We start from the raw sequence: 14310 nt of genomic DNA on the forward strand, positions 1-14310 counted from the left end.
TCAACTCCTATCTTTACTGTAAATAACAACCGTATAACCCTTGTCAAAGGATAAAAATACAGGTCTATCTATAAATTCGTTAGAAGCATAGACTTTTTTAAAGAAAAAATTCCTTTCATTTAAAGGATATTTAGCTCCTTCAATGGTCAGAGCCACATCCTCTGTCGGCATAAAGGCTAGATAGTTCATGCCTTCCACTGGCTTAATTTCATGACGACCAGAGGGAACATAGCGGATGCAATTCTGGGCATCCACTAAGGTCAGCCGTTCCATATAGGGGACGATTTTATCGTTGCTGGGTAAGAAAATGTTGGCCAGAGCATGGTCTAGACGACCGCCAAAAGCGCCGAAAATCGTCAGATAAGCATCTGGATAGCGCTCAAGGCAAGCCAGAACTGCCAATTCCAAGTCCGTATCATCCTTTTCAGGCTGAGCCTGAATGACTTCCTTGGCGCTAGCTTTTATGCGCAGCAATTCTTCATCGGAAACAGAGTCAAAATCGCCAACCGCTAAGTCCAGAGGCAAGCCCTGCTTTAGCAAATAAAAGGCGCCACGATCAACTCCGACAAAAACATCAAAATCCTGACTGAACTCCGTCAAATCACCACCGGCAAAAAGGGCAATTCTAGGCATCTAGCGCATCCCTCAAGGTCTGTACTTGATGACTGACATCACCTTTGAAGACATAGCTACCTGCTACGAAAACATTGGCGCCAGCTTCTCTAGCCATCTGAATCGTCTTGTCATCAATCCCACCGTCAACCTCAATATCAAAGTTCAGCTCATTAACTTCCCGCAGAACGACCAGTTCACGAATCTTATCCATGGTTTCTGGCAGAAAAGCCTGACCGCCAAAGCCTGGATTCACTGTCATGACTAGGACCTGATCCACTAGATTCAAGACATTTTTAATCGCTTCGACTGGCGTTCCAGGATTGATAACAACGCTAGGCTTAACACCTGCCGCACGAATCTTCTGCAAAGCTCCATGAATATGCGGTGTGGCTTCGACATGGATGCTGATAATATCCGCACCCGCCCGAGCAAATTCCTCAATATGATGCTCAGGATTGGATACCATGAGATGGCAGTCAAAAACCATCTTGCTGTGGGGACGCATACTTGCTACAACACCGGCACCAAAGCTAATATTGGGTACAAAATGTCCATCCATCACATCCAGATGGGCATATTCTGCCCCGCTAGCTTCTAGCTTCTTCAATTCCGTCTCAAAATTAGCATAATCCGCACTCAGAACAGAGGGAGCAATTTTAAATGTTTTCATGATGATTCCTTTCTTTTGTTTAAATTTTTTTAGCTGTCTTTTTATAAGTTTCACGACGGTTCTCGATTTCACTGAGAAACTGCAGGTAGTTTTCGAAACGAAAAGAAGCAATTTGCTCGGCTTCTACAGCTGGTTTGACGGCACAAGCTGGCTCATGCGTATGGGTGCAGGTTCGAAATTTGCAATCCCGACTCATCTCGGCAATCTCCGGAAAGGCAGCATTCAGATCTTCGGCCCTGTCCACCTCATAATCCAGCGAAGAAAAACCTGGGGTGTCCGCAATCTTTCCTCCGTTAAGATTATAAAAGCTTACCGCCCGTGTCGTATGGCGGCCGCGCCCCAGACTTTCAGAAATTTCTCCTGTTTCTAACTGCAAGTCTGGTGCAATTTTATTGAGCAGAGTGGACTTTCCAACACCCGTCTGGCCCATGAAAACAGTGATTTTCCCTGTCAGAAGTGGCAGTAAATCCTCAACAGACTGAAGTACCTGATAGCCAATCTGCTGATAAACCTGAACATAAGTATCCAAGCTCCCTTCATCCTCTAGCAGATCCAACTTACTCAGATAAATGAGGGGGCGGATGCCCTTGTGCTCCAAAAGCACCAGAAAACGATCCAAGAGATTGGCATTGAAGTCCGGCTCTTTAGCACTCATGATGACAACTGCCTGATCAATGTTGACAATGGGTGGTCGAACGAGGCTGTTTTTTCGCTCTGCAATTTTTAAAATGTAGCCCTCAGAATCCTTGTCCGCTGAAAACTCAACATGGTCACCCACATATGGGGTCTGACCTTTTTTGCGGAAATTTCCCCGCGCTCTGGTCTGATAAACCTGCCCGTCTGACTCTACATAATAAAAGCCAGCCAAGGCTTTGATAATTATTCCTTGCAAGACTGCTCCTTTAAAGTTAATACAATTATTATATCAAAAAAAGACAGATATTTGGCTTTTACTATTGGCATTTTCAAAAAAAATGGTATAATAGAGTTCGAGCGGAGGTGGTGGAACGGCAGACACGCATGCTTCAGGCGCATGTGCCCGTACGGGTGTGAGGGTTCAAATCCCTTCCTCCGCATTGAACAGGAACTCTTGTCCAATTTGACAAGAGTTTTTCTTTTAGAAAATTTTGAAAGTCTCCTGAAATATCTTTCAGAAAAACCAGCCCTTTTCAGACAGGGCTGGTTTTCAATATCTTATAGACCTTGCGCCTTCAAGGCATCTGCCAGACGGGCAAAATCTGCTAAAGCCAAAGCCTCTCCTCGAACACTTGGAGATAACTCAGCTTGCTCTAAAGCGGCTGTTAACTTGGCTTTGGTCTCCTCTGCTTTGCCAAAATGACTAGTCAAGTTATTCCAGAGAGTTTTCCGACGATGGACAAAGCTGGCCTTGGAAACCTTGAAAAAGAATTTCTCGTCCTGGACCGCAACTGCTGGCTGGTCTCTGCGCACCATCTTGAGAATGGCCGAATCCACATTTGGAGCTGGCACAAAGACTGTCCGTGGCACGATAAAGGCAACCTTGGCCGTCATGTAATACTGCACCGCAATCGACAAACTGCCGTAAGCCTTGGTATTCGGCTGAGCCGAAATCCGGTCCGCCACTTCCCTCTGCATCATAACGACAAACTCACTAAAAGGAATCCCGCTCTCAATCAAATGCATGAGAATCGGTGTCGTGATATAGTAAGGCAGATTTGCCACTACCTTGATAGGCAGGTCTGGATTCTTAAACTCTGCTATGTACTGAGCCAGATTAACCTTGAGGATATCCTGATTGACCACGGTCACATTGTCAAAATTGCGCAGAGTATCTGCCAAAATGGGCACCAGCCGATCATCAATCTCAAAAGCCATGACCTCGGCGGCATTTTCCGCCAAAAACTCCGTCAATGCCCCAATACCGGGACCAATTTCGATGACATTGACTTGCTTGTCAATCTCGGCGGTATCCACAATCTTCTGGAGAATGTTGGTATCAGTCAGGAAATTCTGACCGAACGATTTTTTAAAGGTGAAACCGTGACGCTCCAGAATGGCACGGGTCACACTATAGTCTGCAATTCTCATTTTATAATGAATGCAGTCAAGCTGCATTCTTCCTTTCTTTCATCTGCTTCTATTCTAGCATATTTCAGAAAGCTTGGAAATGCTCCAACTCCATTTTGCCTATTGAATCCTTATATGATATGTAGCTCATAGAACCCTTTATCTAAATTTTATCCTAGATTTTTTAAATGCAATATCTTTATCCAAAAGCTTCAACAGGGGAGTTATGTATTCAGGATTTGGAAACTTAGGACCGAAAATGACTTCCCCGATTTGAATTGGATGTTCACGTTCTACATAAAGTTTACCTATCCCAGAAGACTTATCGATCTTGATTTCCTCATTGCTAGGGTCTAAATTGGCATAGCGCAAGATACGCAACTCGTCCTCATATTTGTAATCTACAGATTTAAATAAGTAACGAATTTCCTCTATACAGTCAGAAATCGCTTTTTGATAAAAATCATCTCCTTTGTTCAAATCCTTATCTATGTTTTCCTTTAAAGCTTCCAAGAATTCTTCTAATTTTTTGATTTCATCGTCGTTAAAGAGTTCCGTTTTTTCTATGCTAAACTCACCACCTGAATCATTAACATAGGCTATTCGGTAGAGATAATCTACATTTCCTTTTGAAAAACTATCTTTTTCTTCAAAATTCGGTTCAGTTCCTTCATCATTAACAGTATCGACTGAATTCTCACTCTCCCTCCGAAAGATAGATTTTTCAAAACCACTATTTAATCCAGATTTCATTAGATACATCTTATCAGAAAATTCTAAAGAGATTTTTTCTCGACGCCAAGAAACATCATTGACGGATGAAAATCTAGAAAAGTTATCCTCCCGAAGCACAATACAAACACCTTTGGCATCATCACCATACTGGGACCACATGGCTAAATCATCCGTTTTAATCGTAAAGCTCATTAAAAACCATGAACTTGGCTCCAAAGCATCTCGTCTATCTAAACCCAAGATCTTTTCTATGATGATACCTTCCTCAGGATCATTCATATAATTCGCATTATTCAAACGAGTTTTTCCAACTATAGAAAAGCTTGATCCCTCCTTCTGATCCAATAGACTTTGAAGCACACTCCCTTTGGTGTAATGACCAAACTTTATATTTTCCTTTTTATCTTCGTCTTTCAATCCCAGTTGATACTTAATTTTTTGAACATATTGATAAATCGACAGCAGATTATTTAGTTCATCCGAGTCTTCTTTATAATGCTCTGCCCATGGTTGTAAAATAGCATATTTAGTATTCTTTAAAAGACCCTCTTTTAAGATAAAGTTGAATAGCTTGTACACCTCACTATCAAAAACATTATCATAATAAAAAAATAGATCATCAAAATTTTGTAACATAAATGTGGAGAATTGTTCATAGAGTTTTTTGATTGTTTCTATTGTTTGAAGACGTTCATCTATCTCTGTTTGTTGATCAAATAAGCTTGCTAAGAACACACCATATATAAAAGCGATTATTTCAGATTTTTGGAAGTGCTCATGTAGAGCCTGTAATTTCTCAACAGCAACCCCCAGTTCCGTCAACTCAGGCTGCTTGATTGATAAATTGAACAAAGCCATAGCATACTCTTCTGCTATATCAGGTGAGTCAGGGAATTGTTGATGCAAGACCTGTAATTTCGCAACACTAGCCTCCAGTTCTTTTAACTCAGGCTGCTGGGCTGATAAATTAACCAAAATCTTAGCATAATCCAAAGCTATATCAGGCGATTCAGGGAATTGTTGATGCAAGACCTGTAATTTCGCAACACTAGCCTCCAGTTCTTTTAACTCAGGCTGCTTGATTGATAAATTAAACAAAATCATGGCATACGGCAAAGCTATATCAGGCGAATCCTGGAATTGTTGCTGTAATTTCTCTAATTTTTCGGCAGTAGTCTCTAGCTCTTTCAACTCAGGCTGCTGGGCTGATAAATTAACCAAAATATTAGCATAATCCAAAGCTATATCAGGCGAGTCAGGGAATTGTTGATGCAAGACCTGTAATTTCGCAACACTAGCCTCCAGTTCTTTTAACTCAGGCTGCTTGATTGATAAATTAAACAAAGCCATAGCATTCGATTCTGCTATAACAGGCGAATCTGGAAAGTGTTTGTGTAAGACCTGTAATTTCTCAGCAGTAACCTCCCGCTCTTTCAACTCAGGCTGCTGGGCTGATAAATTAACCAAAATCTTAGCATAATCCAAAGCTATATCAGGCGAATCCTGGAATTGTTGCTGTAATTTCTCTAATTTTTCAGCAGTGGTCTCTAGTTCTTCCAACTCAGTTTGCTTGGTTGACAAATTAACCAAAATCATGGCATACGGCAAAGCTATATCAGGCGAATCCTGGAATTGTTGCTGTAATTTCTCTAATTTTTCGGCAGTAGTCTCTAGCTCTTTCAGCTCAGTCTGCTTGTTTGATAAATTGAATAAAATCCGAGCCAATGCTTCTGCTATATCAGGAGAGTCTTGAAATTGTTGTTGCAAAACTTGTAATTTCTCAACAGAAGCCTCCCGTTCTTTCAATTCAGTTTGCTTGGTTGATAAATTAACCAAAATCCGAGCATACGGCAAAGCTATATCATGCGATTCCTGGAATTTTTGTTGTAATTTCTCTAATTTTTTAGTAGTAGCCATCCGTTCCTTCAACACAGTCTGCTTTGCTGATAAATTAACCAAAATCATGGCATATGGCAAAGCTATATCATGCGAATCTTGGAATTTTTGCTGCAATTTCTCTAATTTTTCAGCAGTAGCCATCGGTTCCTTCAACACAGTCTGCTTGGTTGATAAATTGAACAAAATCATGGCATACGGCAAAGCAATGTTTTCTGATTCTGGATATTGTTCATAAATTATTCTTGCTTTTTCTGCTAGAGCTTCACAGGCAGTCTTATCTGTCTCCTTGGCTGATAAGTAAAAGAGCTTATCTAACTCTGCTTTACTTTGTTCTAAATTACATTCTTTTTCGTCCATTCCTAATACCTCTTCATCACTTCTTCCACTTCCGCCAAAGTTACTCCAAACAGTTCTAATCTCTTGAGCATCTGTTTGCCGTTAGAATAGCCGATGCGGAGCTCTTCGCCCAGATACTCTCGGCGCTGACGGCTGTCGCTTCCCATGACTAGTCCCAGTCGCACGAGGTCATTCTTTGTTACATCAAAATCGCTGCTTGACTCAAAATGGCTGGTTACCCCAGCGAGGGCTGTCTTTAAGTCTTCAAAACTAGCGTGCTCAATACCTAGTGAGCGTCCTTTGGTCTTAGACTTGGGAGCTGCTTCGTCGCGCTTGAGGAAAGCATGTTGGACAGTGGGAATTTCCGTCATGATCAGACGGCGAATCCGCTCGCCATTGAAGTCAGGATCTGTAAAAACAATAACTCCATGCAAGTCCTGCAAGCGGCGAATCCGCTCGATATCCGCATCGCTAATGGCAGAACCTCTAGTTTCATAGGTCTCAACATCAAAATAGCGCTTGAGATTGGCTGTGTCATCACGCCCTTCCACAACAACAACTTGCGGGATTTTTATCTTTTCAGTCAAGCCCAAACACCTTCTTTGCATTTTCATAGGTCGCCTGCGCTACTTCTTCGACCGTCAACCCACGCAGTTCAGCAATTTTCTCTACAACATAGCGAGTATAGGCTGTTTTGTTTTCTCGGCCGCGTTTGGGAACAGGTGCCAGATAGGGTGCATCTGTCTCGACGAGGATTTTGTCCAAAGGCAGGTTCTGCGCAGCCTCCTGAATATCCATCGCTTTTTTAAAAGTGACGACTCCAGAAAAGGAAATCATCATCCCCAGCTCGATAAAACGCTCTGCCATTTCCAAAGAACCAGAATAAGAGTGCATGATGCCACCTCTTGGTCCCACACCCTCACTCTTGATAATCTCATAGGTATCCTCCAATGCGTCACGTGTGTGGACGACAAAGGGCAGGTCTAACTCTTTGGAAAGCTGGATTTGTCGGCGGAACACTCGCTCTTGCACTTCCTTGGGCGCTGTCATCCAGTGATAATCCAGACCAATCTCACCCAGAGCCACCACTTTTGGATGATCAAGCTTATCCAGCAGATAGGCTTCCACCGCCTCATCATAAGTACCAGCCTCAGTCGGATGCCAGCCAATCGTAGCGTAAATTTGCTCATAATTGTCGGCCAACTCCAAGGCACGCTCAATGGTCGGCCGGTCAAAACCGACGATATTTATTTTGCTGACGCCCATTTCTGTAGCTAGCTGGAGCTCTTCTGCCTCTCGACCAGCAAATTCTTCCACGTTTAAATGGGTGTGTGTGTCAAAAATTTTCATGCTTTACTTCCTTGTATTTCCTGTTCTTCATTATACCAAAAATGACCTAAAAATGCAGAAGCCACTCTATCCAAACCAGAAAAACGAGGAAATTGTTATTCGTCAACTATCCGTATCCAAATCTCCCATCGGAATAATGAGCCAGAAAGACAATAACAGCATTAATACAAGTGGAAGGAGAATGTAGGAAATCCCCATACTACTAGCAAGGGCTATCAAGAGCATGGATAAAATACCTGGAACAGCCATGCTAAATAAGTTAATAGCTGACTGGATGGATCCCATGGACTCTTCTGGTATCAGGCTGAAGACAGATTTCTGCAATCTAGGACTCAGCAGACCTACCACAACGGCACAAGCAAAGGTCGCTATCAAGACAAGTAAAAAATCCCGCAAGAAAAAACCGCAAAGAATAAAGCCTTCAAACAATTGGCTAGCATACATAGCAAGCTTGGTCGACAGTTTTTTCAGTAAACTGCCACTCAAAATGTTCCCCAAAATCAATCCCGCAGAACTGAAAACAATCAGTAAGGCAAGAGACTGACCGACCTGCAGATTTCCAAAAGTTTTTTTGAGCAATAGCAGAGTCGCTACTGGCGTCAGGATATTTAGAATAACTTGACCTAAGGATGAAATCAAGAGTAGTCTCACAACATCTTTCAATCCCAGCAAGACTTTCAGAGAAGCTAACAGGTGCTTCCAATAATTTGCTTTAGTTAACTCCTTGTCATTGCTGAGGGTCGGCTCTAAGTCATGCAGATTCTTACTAATCTGTCTAAAGCCCAAGTAGGCCAGCACAAAAGTCAAGGTATTTAGGCCAGCCAAAGCTCCGATGCTCATCCAAGTAATAAGAAAACCGCCAGCTAGATTGCCCAAGATATGAACCAGACTCATACTAGCCTGCCGAAAGCCCATAGCAGATGTCATATCCTGCTCAATCACCTTGATATAGACAGGTGTCAGCATGGCACCTGAAAAATAACTCAAACTATCCGACAGAAAATTTATCAAGCAAATCACAAGCAGAATCAAGAAAGAGAAGTCTCGTCCAAACAGCAAAAGCGTTACCAAACTGTATAGTACGACCTTGCTGAACTGTATAAACAGGTATTTCTGGGTGCGGTTCTTTTGAAAATCGGCCACAACTCCAGTAAAAACTTGAATGAACTGAGGCAAAGTTTCAGAAACCGAAATGATGAAAATCGCAAGCGGAGCAAAGGAATAGGCAGAAACATAGTTCATCAAAGCTAAATAAAACACAATATCGCCAAAACCTGAAATCCATTGATTGATGAGCAACTGACGGAAATTTCTATTTTTTAGAAAGATGTTCATAAAGTGACTCCTTTATTTTTATTAGACCTTTGTTTAACAGAATAATAGCATTTCATTAAAGGTTTGTCAATTTGTAGTTAAATGATTGTTTTACAAAAAATAAAAACCTAGAATAAATCTAGGCTTTCTTCAGCTATTTTAAATCCTGATTGAACTTGTCTATAATTTTTTGAATCAATTTTTTATTGACTGTGTATTTCACAGAATCGTCATCCATCACAAGCTCCAGCAAGCCAGAGTTTAGCAACTTCTGCGTATGGAAAGAGATAGAAGCTCTTGTGAGTCCTAGCTTTTTCGCAATATCCTTATTCTTGGCATGTGGCTGAATCAGCTCAATCAAGACTTTATAGCGAGTTTCATCTCCAAGAGTTTTTAAGGTCAGAGCGAGCGTTTCATCATCAAGCTCCGATCCTGTCTGGGACACCTGGGAACTTCTCGTCGAAACGACCAAGAAATAAGAGCTAAAATCAGGAATTTTTTCAAAAAAGAAGTCTATAAATATGGGCGATAAGACAAAGACATGTGTTTCATTCCCAAGCAACTTAGCTTTCAGCGCTTCATCGTCAAACATGTCAGATAGGCTAAAGTCTTTTTCAAAAACCAAGACTTCCTGCTCAAACTGATCATAAATCGGCTGATAAAGTTTGAAGACTTCTTCCAGTAAGAAAGCTAGCCGATCCCGCAGCTGCTCTGGATGCTGAATAGCTTGATACCAATACCATTTATTCTCCGGAGACTTGTCACTAGCCTCTAGAAAAGCCAACAAATCTTCCTGACTTCTATTGGCAACTTTCCCAGCAGAAAGCTTGAGTTCTAGACAATAGAGGATTTGATCTGTGTCTAAAGCTCTCAAATACTTCAATACTTCCTCTAAATTACTTGGATCTTCTCCTTTTTCCAGTAAGTAGAGATAAAGGAGCGGTGCCAACCCTACCGTAGCTTCTTCAAATAAACCGACCGCAACCAGCTTGCTTTTCAGAGGAAGTAAAGCCTGATAAAGCTGATCATAATAGGGCTGCATATCAAGCAGTAGCTCCTTTTGATCCTGTCGCAAATCCTTCCACATATACTTATCTTCCCTTGAAACGATAGCAGGTACCATGAGAAATTCATATATTTTACTACGGTAATGAAGATTTTTTAGACCCATGGACTCTTTCCTTTCTTGTATTATTCTCTCGACCTCCGACCAGCAAAGCCAGACTATTCCTGCCTTTCATTATACCAAAAAAGTCAGACAAACGGACAAGAGCTTTTTTCTCTTCGTCTGCCCCAGCAGGTATTTATCATTCTTTCAGTGCTTGACAGGAACCGAATTTGTCGTTTTTTGATAATTTTTTATTAAATTTCGATAGATTGTTATTGATTATCGATATATTTTGTGATATAGTAAGTAAAAATAGAAATTATTTGGAGGAATCCATGTCAAAGACAAGACAAAAAACAACTGAAGATATGAGCATTGTGCTTACGAAAATCAGCCTCAACCTTTTATTTATTGCTTCCATTGTCCTGATATCCGTTGGACCTTGGGTTGTCAAGCTAGTCATCGAATTTCCCTCTCCTTTCTTTCAAGGGAAAACTCGCTTTTGGATTTTACTTCTGCTCGGCTATGTTCTGGGCTGCCTGGCTCTGGCCTGCATTGTACATCTCTATCGGCTCCTCAGCCGCATTGGGAAGAATCAGGTCTTCATTAAACAAAATGTTCAATATATGCGCTATCTGGGCTGGGAAGTCGGGATTGTCGCCCTCATTTCTTTCTTTATGGGCTTAACAGTTTATATGCCTATGCTCCTCGTAGCCGTTTCTTGCTGCATTTTAACCTTGATTATTCGGGTGATCCGCAACGCTTTTGGCAAGGCAATTGAGCTGCAAGAAGAAGTAGACTACACCATTTAGGAGGGACTATGATTCAGATAAATTTAGACCTTGTCATGGCGCAAAAACGGATTAGTGCCGGACGCTTAGCAGAATTGATTGACCTAACACCAGCCAACTTATCTATTCTAAAAAACAATCGAGCCAAGGCTGTCCGTTTTTCAACACTCAATGCTCTCTGCCGTGAATTAGACTGCCAGCCTGGCGATATTTTGGAGTATATCCCTGACGATGAGGAGGAGAAATAATTATGGAATATCCAGCACAAGAACAGATGAATGTCCAGCCTTGTCTGCCCGCAGAAGCAGAACGACAGACCATCTTCACAGGCCTAGAGGACAAGCAACTGCGATTCTTTAAAATCAGCTATCCGCTTCTTTATCTTTTCACCTACTTTTATTCTGCTGTCTTCATTAATAATCAAACCCTAGCCTTTTTTCCTGTCACCATTGGCTTCGTACTATTGAGTGAAGCTCTTATCAAAAAATTAGACTATCCATCCCTGCAAATAAAGAATCTTGACAGCAGGTTAGAGGCTCGAATCTTTCTTATCATGACACTAGCTCAGGCTCTAGCTTTAAGTATCTGGGGACTTCATCGCCAGCTAGAATTTTTCCAATTTCTAGCCATCCATATCTCATTCGCCTTTTATATCCTATCCCGCACAGGTTGGTTAAGCCAAGGGCGTTTGGGTATCATGGTCTGGTTTGACACGATTCAAGCTTTCTGCATCCTACCCTTTAAAAATTTCATTGCTGCTATTCTGGTCTTTATACAAGGTAATCAGTCTGATACTTCCGACAGTTCTGATGGTCTGTTTTCAAAAAGACTCCAGCAGCTTGCTATTATAGCCAGCAGTTTCTTTGTCGCAGGAATCTTGGTCTACTTTGTCTGGTCCCAGCTGAGTCAAGTTTCAGACAGCTTTGCCTCATTCTTCAGCAATACCGCTGATTTTATCGAGAATCTACTTGACTCCCTCTTTTCAAGTATTGATAGCAGCGTGATTCTCTTCCAAGCCTGCCTAGCTGTCCCCGTCAGTCTTTACTTGTATGGCCTCATAGCTGGCAGTCTGTTAGATAAAAAAGATACTAAACTTAGCTACAAAAAATTTCAAGCAAGCATTCGCCCCTTGCGAGTCGCTCCTGCTTTCGCAGCCTACATTATCATCGGTAGCCTCTGCCTGACCTATGCACTCTTCTTCCTGACCGGTCTGAGTGAGCTTGGTCAGCTCCTAAGCGGCGGAACAGTGGTTCAAGCTATTTCTCCACAGAATGCTTCGACTGTCGCCGTAGCTGGCTTCTGGCAGTTGGTTCGGGTATCCATTCTCAACTTTGCAGTTCTAGGCGTCTTCTATCTGATTGCCAAAAAACCGCTCTGGGACCAGAAAGGAACGCGACTAGCAGCTACTATTCTCTTTATCTTTGCAGGCTTACTGGCCTTGCTAGCCGGCTGGAAATTATTTGGCATCTACATCTACCTCTACGGACCAACACCGCTGCGTCTGATTTCAGCCTGGTTCATCCTAGTGCTCTTAGTCTGGTGCCTACTGACCCTGATTCGTTTCTATAAACCTATCCAAGCTATTCGTATCGGTATCTTTTACGCCCTGATTAGCTTTACCTTGCTCTGCTATCTTTACCCAATGCTTTTACCAGCGGGATGATAAGCAATGGTTCTTGAATACATTCAAAAAACCAGAAAGAATATGATTTTCTTTCTGGTTTTTTTGGTTGAAATTTCATTCTCAAGCGTCGCCGTGCAGCACTAACTTCATTTCCCTCCTCAGTATCAATGTCTCTCACCCCATCTGTGTCTTGCAGACTGGATTTCCTAAGAGACATAGAAAAACCAGCGGTCTCGAGTCTCCGCTGGTTTCTTGATAAATCGTTTGGATTATGCAGCCAAAACTTTGCGCCCTTTACGACGGCGAGCTGCCAATACGCGACGACCGTTTTTAGTTGACATACGGTTGCGGAAACCATGTTTACGCGCACGACGGATTTTACTTGGTTGATAAGTACGTTTCACGATGAATACCTCCTCTTAGATTCTTGTATTCGTTTAGCCGGCTAGTTGTGATCAGTTACTAAACATACCTTACTATTCTATCTGATTCTATTCCGTTTGTCAATAGCATTAGGATAAATGTTTGTTTTGAAAACGCAATCATTCAAATCGAGTCACTTCATAGAAGGAAACCAAGCTAAGTATAGCCTGCTGGAGCTCGGACAAAACCTGCTGCTTGGTTGGAGCCTGAGACAGATTGACATCCCTCTTTAACCAAAACTTTACGAACCGAGCTGGCGATTTTTCTCTGTTCCTTCGAAATGCTGACTCACACCCTCTATCTGGGCAAAATAATAGGTCGGCATCTTGATTAAAACAGTCAAAACTCGGTTTTGCTTGGCTAGACTCTGATCATTCTTTTGACACTTGATAAAACTGACCTCCAAGGAAACACTGAAATTTGCAAACTCCTGACAAGCCGCCTCCCCCTTGGCTTTCAAATCTAACATCATCTCTCGCAGGCCTCCTGCCTTGTCTGGCGAATTAAACTTTCTGCCTTGCTCAGCCAGCAAAACTTCAATAGCTGGGAAAAGTGACATATCATCCCCTTCTGGGTATTCTTCTCTTTATGAATTTGATGAATAGGAAGAAATGTCCTTCCAAAGCAGCGAAGTCAGATCTAAGGGAGTTTTTGAACCTAAGCTAAAAATAGAGTTCGCACTGCGTTCATCATCAGGTTTTACCCCAGCTACCTGAAATTCTCCCTCTTTTTCTATATCGAAGCCTGTATTATCACTCCTCAATTTATAAAGATAACCGTTAGCCTCAGAGTGCAGTGAATGCCAGCATGCATAGAATACTGTCCCATCTGTATATATCGTAGCACTTTCCCTACTTCCACCTGCCAAAGCAACCCTCGATTGTGCCAAATAAGTCGAAACTCCTTGATTCAAGTAATAAATAGCTGCTAAATAATAATCACCATTCGTAGACAGATGCCCCGTCAACAATTCTGCTATCCCATTATCATCAATATCATAAAATGTATACATCTGAGCATGTCCTTCAGACTGATCAGACTTTAATTTGTCAAGGGTCGAAGCATATAAGAGTTCGTTTTGCTTGAACACGTCTGCCATGCCTGAACGGGAGTTCTGCAGATGCTTCAGAAGGCTTAGATGATATTTCTTTACCTTCTGAAGTCTTTTCATCCTTCCCTGATGTCCTTATTTTTTCTGTAGTTGATGAAGAAAAATCTGACTGATTTTTCATATTTTCTTGGCTGCAGCCAACGAGCATCAAGAAAGTAAGCGCCACAAGAATAGCTTGTTTTTTCATAAATTATTCTCCTGACCTTTACAGATATAGTACAAAACCAGCCTTTCAGCTGGTTAAGATTTATGGCTCTATAATTTCTGTAGTGGGTAAAACCACCGCAG

Annotated in this window: 16 protein-coding genes and 1 tRNA gene; 4 read left to right on the forward strand and 13 right to left on the reverse strand. The window is 41.8% G+C overall.

Annotated elements, in window-relative coordinates; all coding sequences use genetic code 11:
* Genes SSIN_RS01230 through rsgA form a run of 3 tightly spaced genes read right to left on the reverse strand, consistent with a single transcriptional unit; the run spans position 1 to position 2177 of the window.
* Positions 1 to 633, reverse strand: coding sequence for a thiamine diphosphokinase (locus SSIN_RS01230; protein WP_037614823.1), 633 nt, complete (start codon positions 631 to 633; stop codon positions 1 to 3).
* A complete protein-coding gene (gene rpe, locus SSIN_RS01235; RefSeq protein WP_037614824.1) occupies positions 626 to 1285 on the reverse strand; it encodes a ribulose-phosphate 3-epimerase in 660 nt (219 codons plus the stop codon). Before rpe ends, SSIN_RS01230 begins: the two co-directional genes overlap by 8 nt.
* Before the next feature lie 19 nt (positions 1286 to 1304).
* Positions 1305 to 2177, reverse strand: coding sequence for a ribosome small subunit-dependent GTPase A (gene rsgA, locus SSIN_RS01240; protein ID WP_037614827.1), 873 nt, complete (start codon positions 2175 to 2177; stop codon positions 1305 to 1307).
* Between the two features lie 101 nt (positions 2178 to 2278).
* Between rsgA and SSIN_RS01245 the strand changes: the two genes are divergently transcribed.
* A tRNA-Leu gene (locus SSIN_RS01245) sits at positions 2279 to 2361 on the forward strand.
* A 118-nt stretch (positions 2362 to 2479) separates the two neighbouring features.
* On the opposite strand, the gene rsmA is transcribed toward SSIN_RS01245, so the two are convergent.
* From rsmA to SSIN_RS01275, 6 genes are all read right to left on the reverse strand, one after another.
* Positions 2480 to 3352, reverse strand: a complete 873-nt coding sequence (gene rsmA / locus SSIN_RS01250) for a 16S rRNA (adenine(1518)-N(6)/adenine(1519)-N(6))-dimethyltransferase RsmA (protein WP_037614851.1) — start codon at positions 3350 to 3352, stop codon at positions 2480 to 2482.
* Between the two features lie 138 nt (positions 3353 to 3490).
* Positions 3491 to 6322 carry a tetratricopeptide repeat protein gene (locus SSIN_RS01255; RefSeq protein WP_425314563.1) on the reverse strand — a complete coding sequence of 944 codons (2832 nt, stop codon included), beginning with the start codon at positions 6320 to 6322 and terminating at the stop codon, positions 3491 to 3493.
* 2 nt (positions 6323 to 6324) lie between these two features.
* Entirely contained in the window at positions 6325 to 6915 is a 591-nt protein-coding gene (gene rnmV / locus SSIN_RS01260; protein WP_052076744.1) for a ribonuclease M5, read from the reverse strand.
* Complete coding sequence (locus SSIN_RS01265; RefSeq protein WP_037614830.1) at positions 6881 to 7651, reverse strand: TatD family hydrolase; 771 nt, start codon at positions 7649 to 7651, stop codon at positions 6881 to 6883. The genes rnmV and SSIN_RS01265 overlap by 35 nt, the downstream gene beginning before the upstream one ends.
* Positions 7652 to 7753: 102 nt before the next feature.
* Complete coding sequence (locus tag SSIN_RS01270) at positions 7754 to 8986, reverse strand: MFS transporter (RefSeq protein ID WP_037614833.1); 1233 nt, start codon at positions 8984 to 8986, stop codon at positions 7754 to 7756.
* A 133-nt stretch (positions 8987 to 9119) separates the two neighbouring features.
* Positions 9120 to 10136: a winged helix-turn-helix transcriptional regulator gene (locus tag SSIN_RS01275; protein WP_084578599.1), complete on the reverse strand. Its 1017-nt coding sequence runs from the start codon at positions 10134 to 10136 to the stop codon at positions 9120 to 9122.
* Positions 10137 to 10408: 272 nt separating this feature from the next.
* On the opposite strand from SSIN_RS01275, the gene SSIN_RS01280 reads away from it, so the two are divergent.
* Genes SSIN_RS01280 through SSIN_RS01290 form a run of 3 tightly spaced genes read left to right on the forward strand, consistent with a single transcriptional unit; the run spans position 10409 to position 12527 of the window.
* Positions 10409 to 10885 carry a DUF2975 domain-containing protein gene (locus SSIN_RS01280; protein WP_037614838.1) on the forward strand — a complete coding sequence of 159 codons (477 nt, stop codon included), beginning with the start codon at positions 10409 to 10411 and terminating at the stop codon, positions 10883 to 10885.
* Between the two features lie 8 nt (positions 10886 to 10893).
* Positions 10894 to 11112, forward strand: a complete 219-nt coding sequence (locus SSIN_RS01285) for a helix-turn-helix domain-containing protein (protein ID WP_002899126.1) — start codon at positions 10894 to 10896, stop codon at positions 11110 to 11112.
* A gap of 2 nt (positions 11113 to 11114) precedes the next feature.
* Positions 11115 to 12527 (forward strand): DUF4153 domain-containing protein, encoded by a 1413-nt coding sequence (locus tag SSIN_RS01290; protein WP_037614842.1) that lies wholly within the window; start codon positions 11115 to 11117, stop codon positions 12525 to 12527.
* Between the two features lie 230 nt (positions 12528 to 12757).
* Here the strand turns inward: SSIN_RS01290 and rpmH are convergent, their stop codons facing one another.
* The 4 genes from rpmH to SSIN_RS10020 form a co-directional block, all read right to left on the reverse strand.
* Positions 12758 to 12892, reverse strand: coding sequence for a 50S ribosomal protein L34 (gene rpmH, locus SSIN_RS01295; RefSeq protein WP_000831902.1), 135 nt, complete (start codon positions 12890 to 12892; stop codon positions 12758 to 12760).
* 260 nt (positions 12893 to 13152) lie between these two features.
* Positions 13153 to 13470: a hypothetical protein gene (locus tag SSIN_RS01300; RefSeq protein WP_052076745.1), complete on the reverse strand. Its 318-nt coding sequence runs from the start codon at positions 13468 to 13470 to the stop codon at positions 13153 to 13155.
* A 27-nt stretch (positions 13471 to 13497) separates the two neighbouring features.
* The gene (locus tag SSIN_RS01305; protein ID WP_052076746.1) at positions 13498 to 13923 is read right to left on the reverse strand and encodes a hypothetical protein; all 426 of its coding nucleotides are present in this window, start codon (positions 13921 to 13923) and stop codon (positions 13498 to 13500) included.
* 37 nt (positions 13924 to 13960) lie between these two features.
* Complete coding sequence (locus tag SSIN_RS10020; RefSeq protein ID WP_052076747.1) at positions 13961 to 14209, reverse strand: hypothetical protein; 249 nt, start codon at positions 14207 to 14209, stop codon at positions 13961 to 13963.
* Positions 14210 to 14310 lie beyond the last annotated feature (101 nt).

The organism is Streptococcus sinensis, from assembly GCF_000767835.1.
GTDB classification, from domain to species: domain Bacteria; phylum Bacillota; class Bacilli; order Lactobacillales; family Streptococcaceae; genus Streptococcus; species Streptococcus sinensis.

Excerpts from the sequence above, each read along its gene's own strand:
- SSIN_RS01230 (WP_037614823.1), bottom strand. The coding sequence starts at position 633 with ATGCCTAGAATTGCCCTTTTTGCCGGTGGTGATTTGACGGAGTTCAGT.
- rpe (WP_037614824.1), bottom strand. The coding sequence starts at position 1,285 with ATGAAAACATTTAAAATTGCTCCCTCTGTTCTGAGTGCGGATTATGCT.
- rsmA (WP_037614851.1), bottom strand. The coding sequence starts at position 3,352 with ATGAGAATTGCAGACTATAGTGTGACCCGTGCCATTCTGGAGCGTCAC.
- SSIN_RS01255 (WP_425314563.1), bottom strand. The coding sequence starts at position 6,322 with ATGGACGAAAAAGAATGTAATTTAGAACAAAGTAAAGCAGAGTTAGAT.
- rnmV (WP_052076744.1), bottom strand. The coding sequence starts at position 6,915 with ATGAAAATGCAAAGAAGGTGTTTGGGCTTGACTGAAAAGATAAAAATC.
- SSIN_RS01265 (WP_037614830.1), bottom strand. The coding sequence starts at position 7,651 with ATGAAAATTTTTGACACACACACCCATTTAAACGTGGAAGAATTTGCT.
- SSIN_RS01270 (WP_037614833.1), bottom strand. The coding sequence starts at position 8,986 with ATGAACATCTTTCTAAAAAATAGAAATTTCCGTCAGTTGCTCATCAAT.
- SSIN_RS01275 (WP_084578599.1), bottom strand. The coding sequence starts at position 10,136 with ATGGGTCTAAAAAATCTTCATTACCGTAGTAAAATATATGAATTTCTC.
- SSIN_RS01280 (WP_037614838.1), top strand. The coding sequence starts at position 10,409 with ATGTCAAAGACAAGACAAAAAACAACTGAAGATATGAGCATTGTGCTT.
- SSIN_RS01285 (WP_002899126.1), top strand. The coding sequence starts at position 10,894 with ATGATTCAGATAAATTTAGACCTTGTCATGGCGCAAAAACGGATTAGT.
- SSIN_RS01290 (WP_037614842.1), top strand. The coding sequence starts at position 11,115 with ATGGAATATCCAGCACAAGAACAGATGAATGTCCAGCCTTGTCTGCCC.
- SSIN_RS01300 (WP_052076745.1), bottom strand. The coding sequence starts at position 13,470 with ATGTCACTTTTCCCAGCTATTGAAGTTTTGCTGGCTGAGCAAGGCAGA.
- SSIN_RS01305 (WP_052076746.1), bottom strand. The coding sequence starts at position 13,923 with ATGTATACATTTTATGATATTGATGATAATGGGATAGCAGAATTGTTG.
- SSIN_RS10020 (WP_052076747.1), bottom strand. The coding sequence starts at position 14,209 with ATGAAAAAACAAGCTATTCTTGTGGCGCTTACTTTCTTGATGCTCGTT.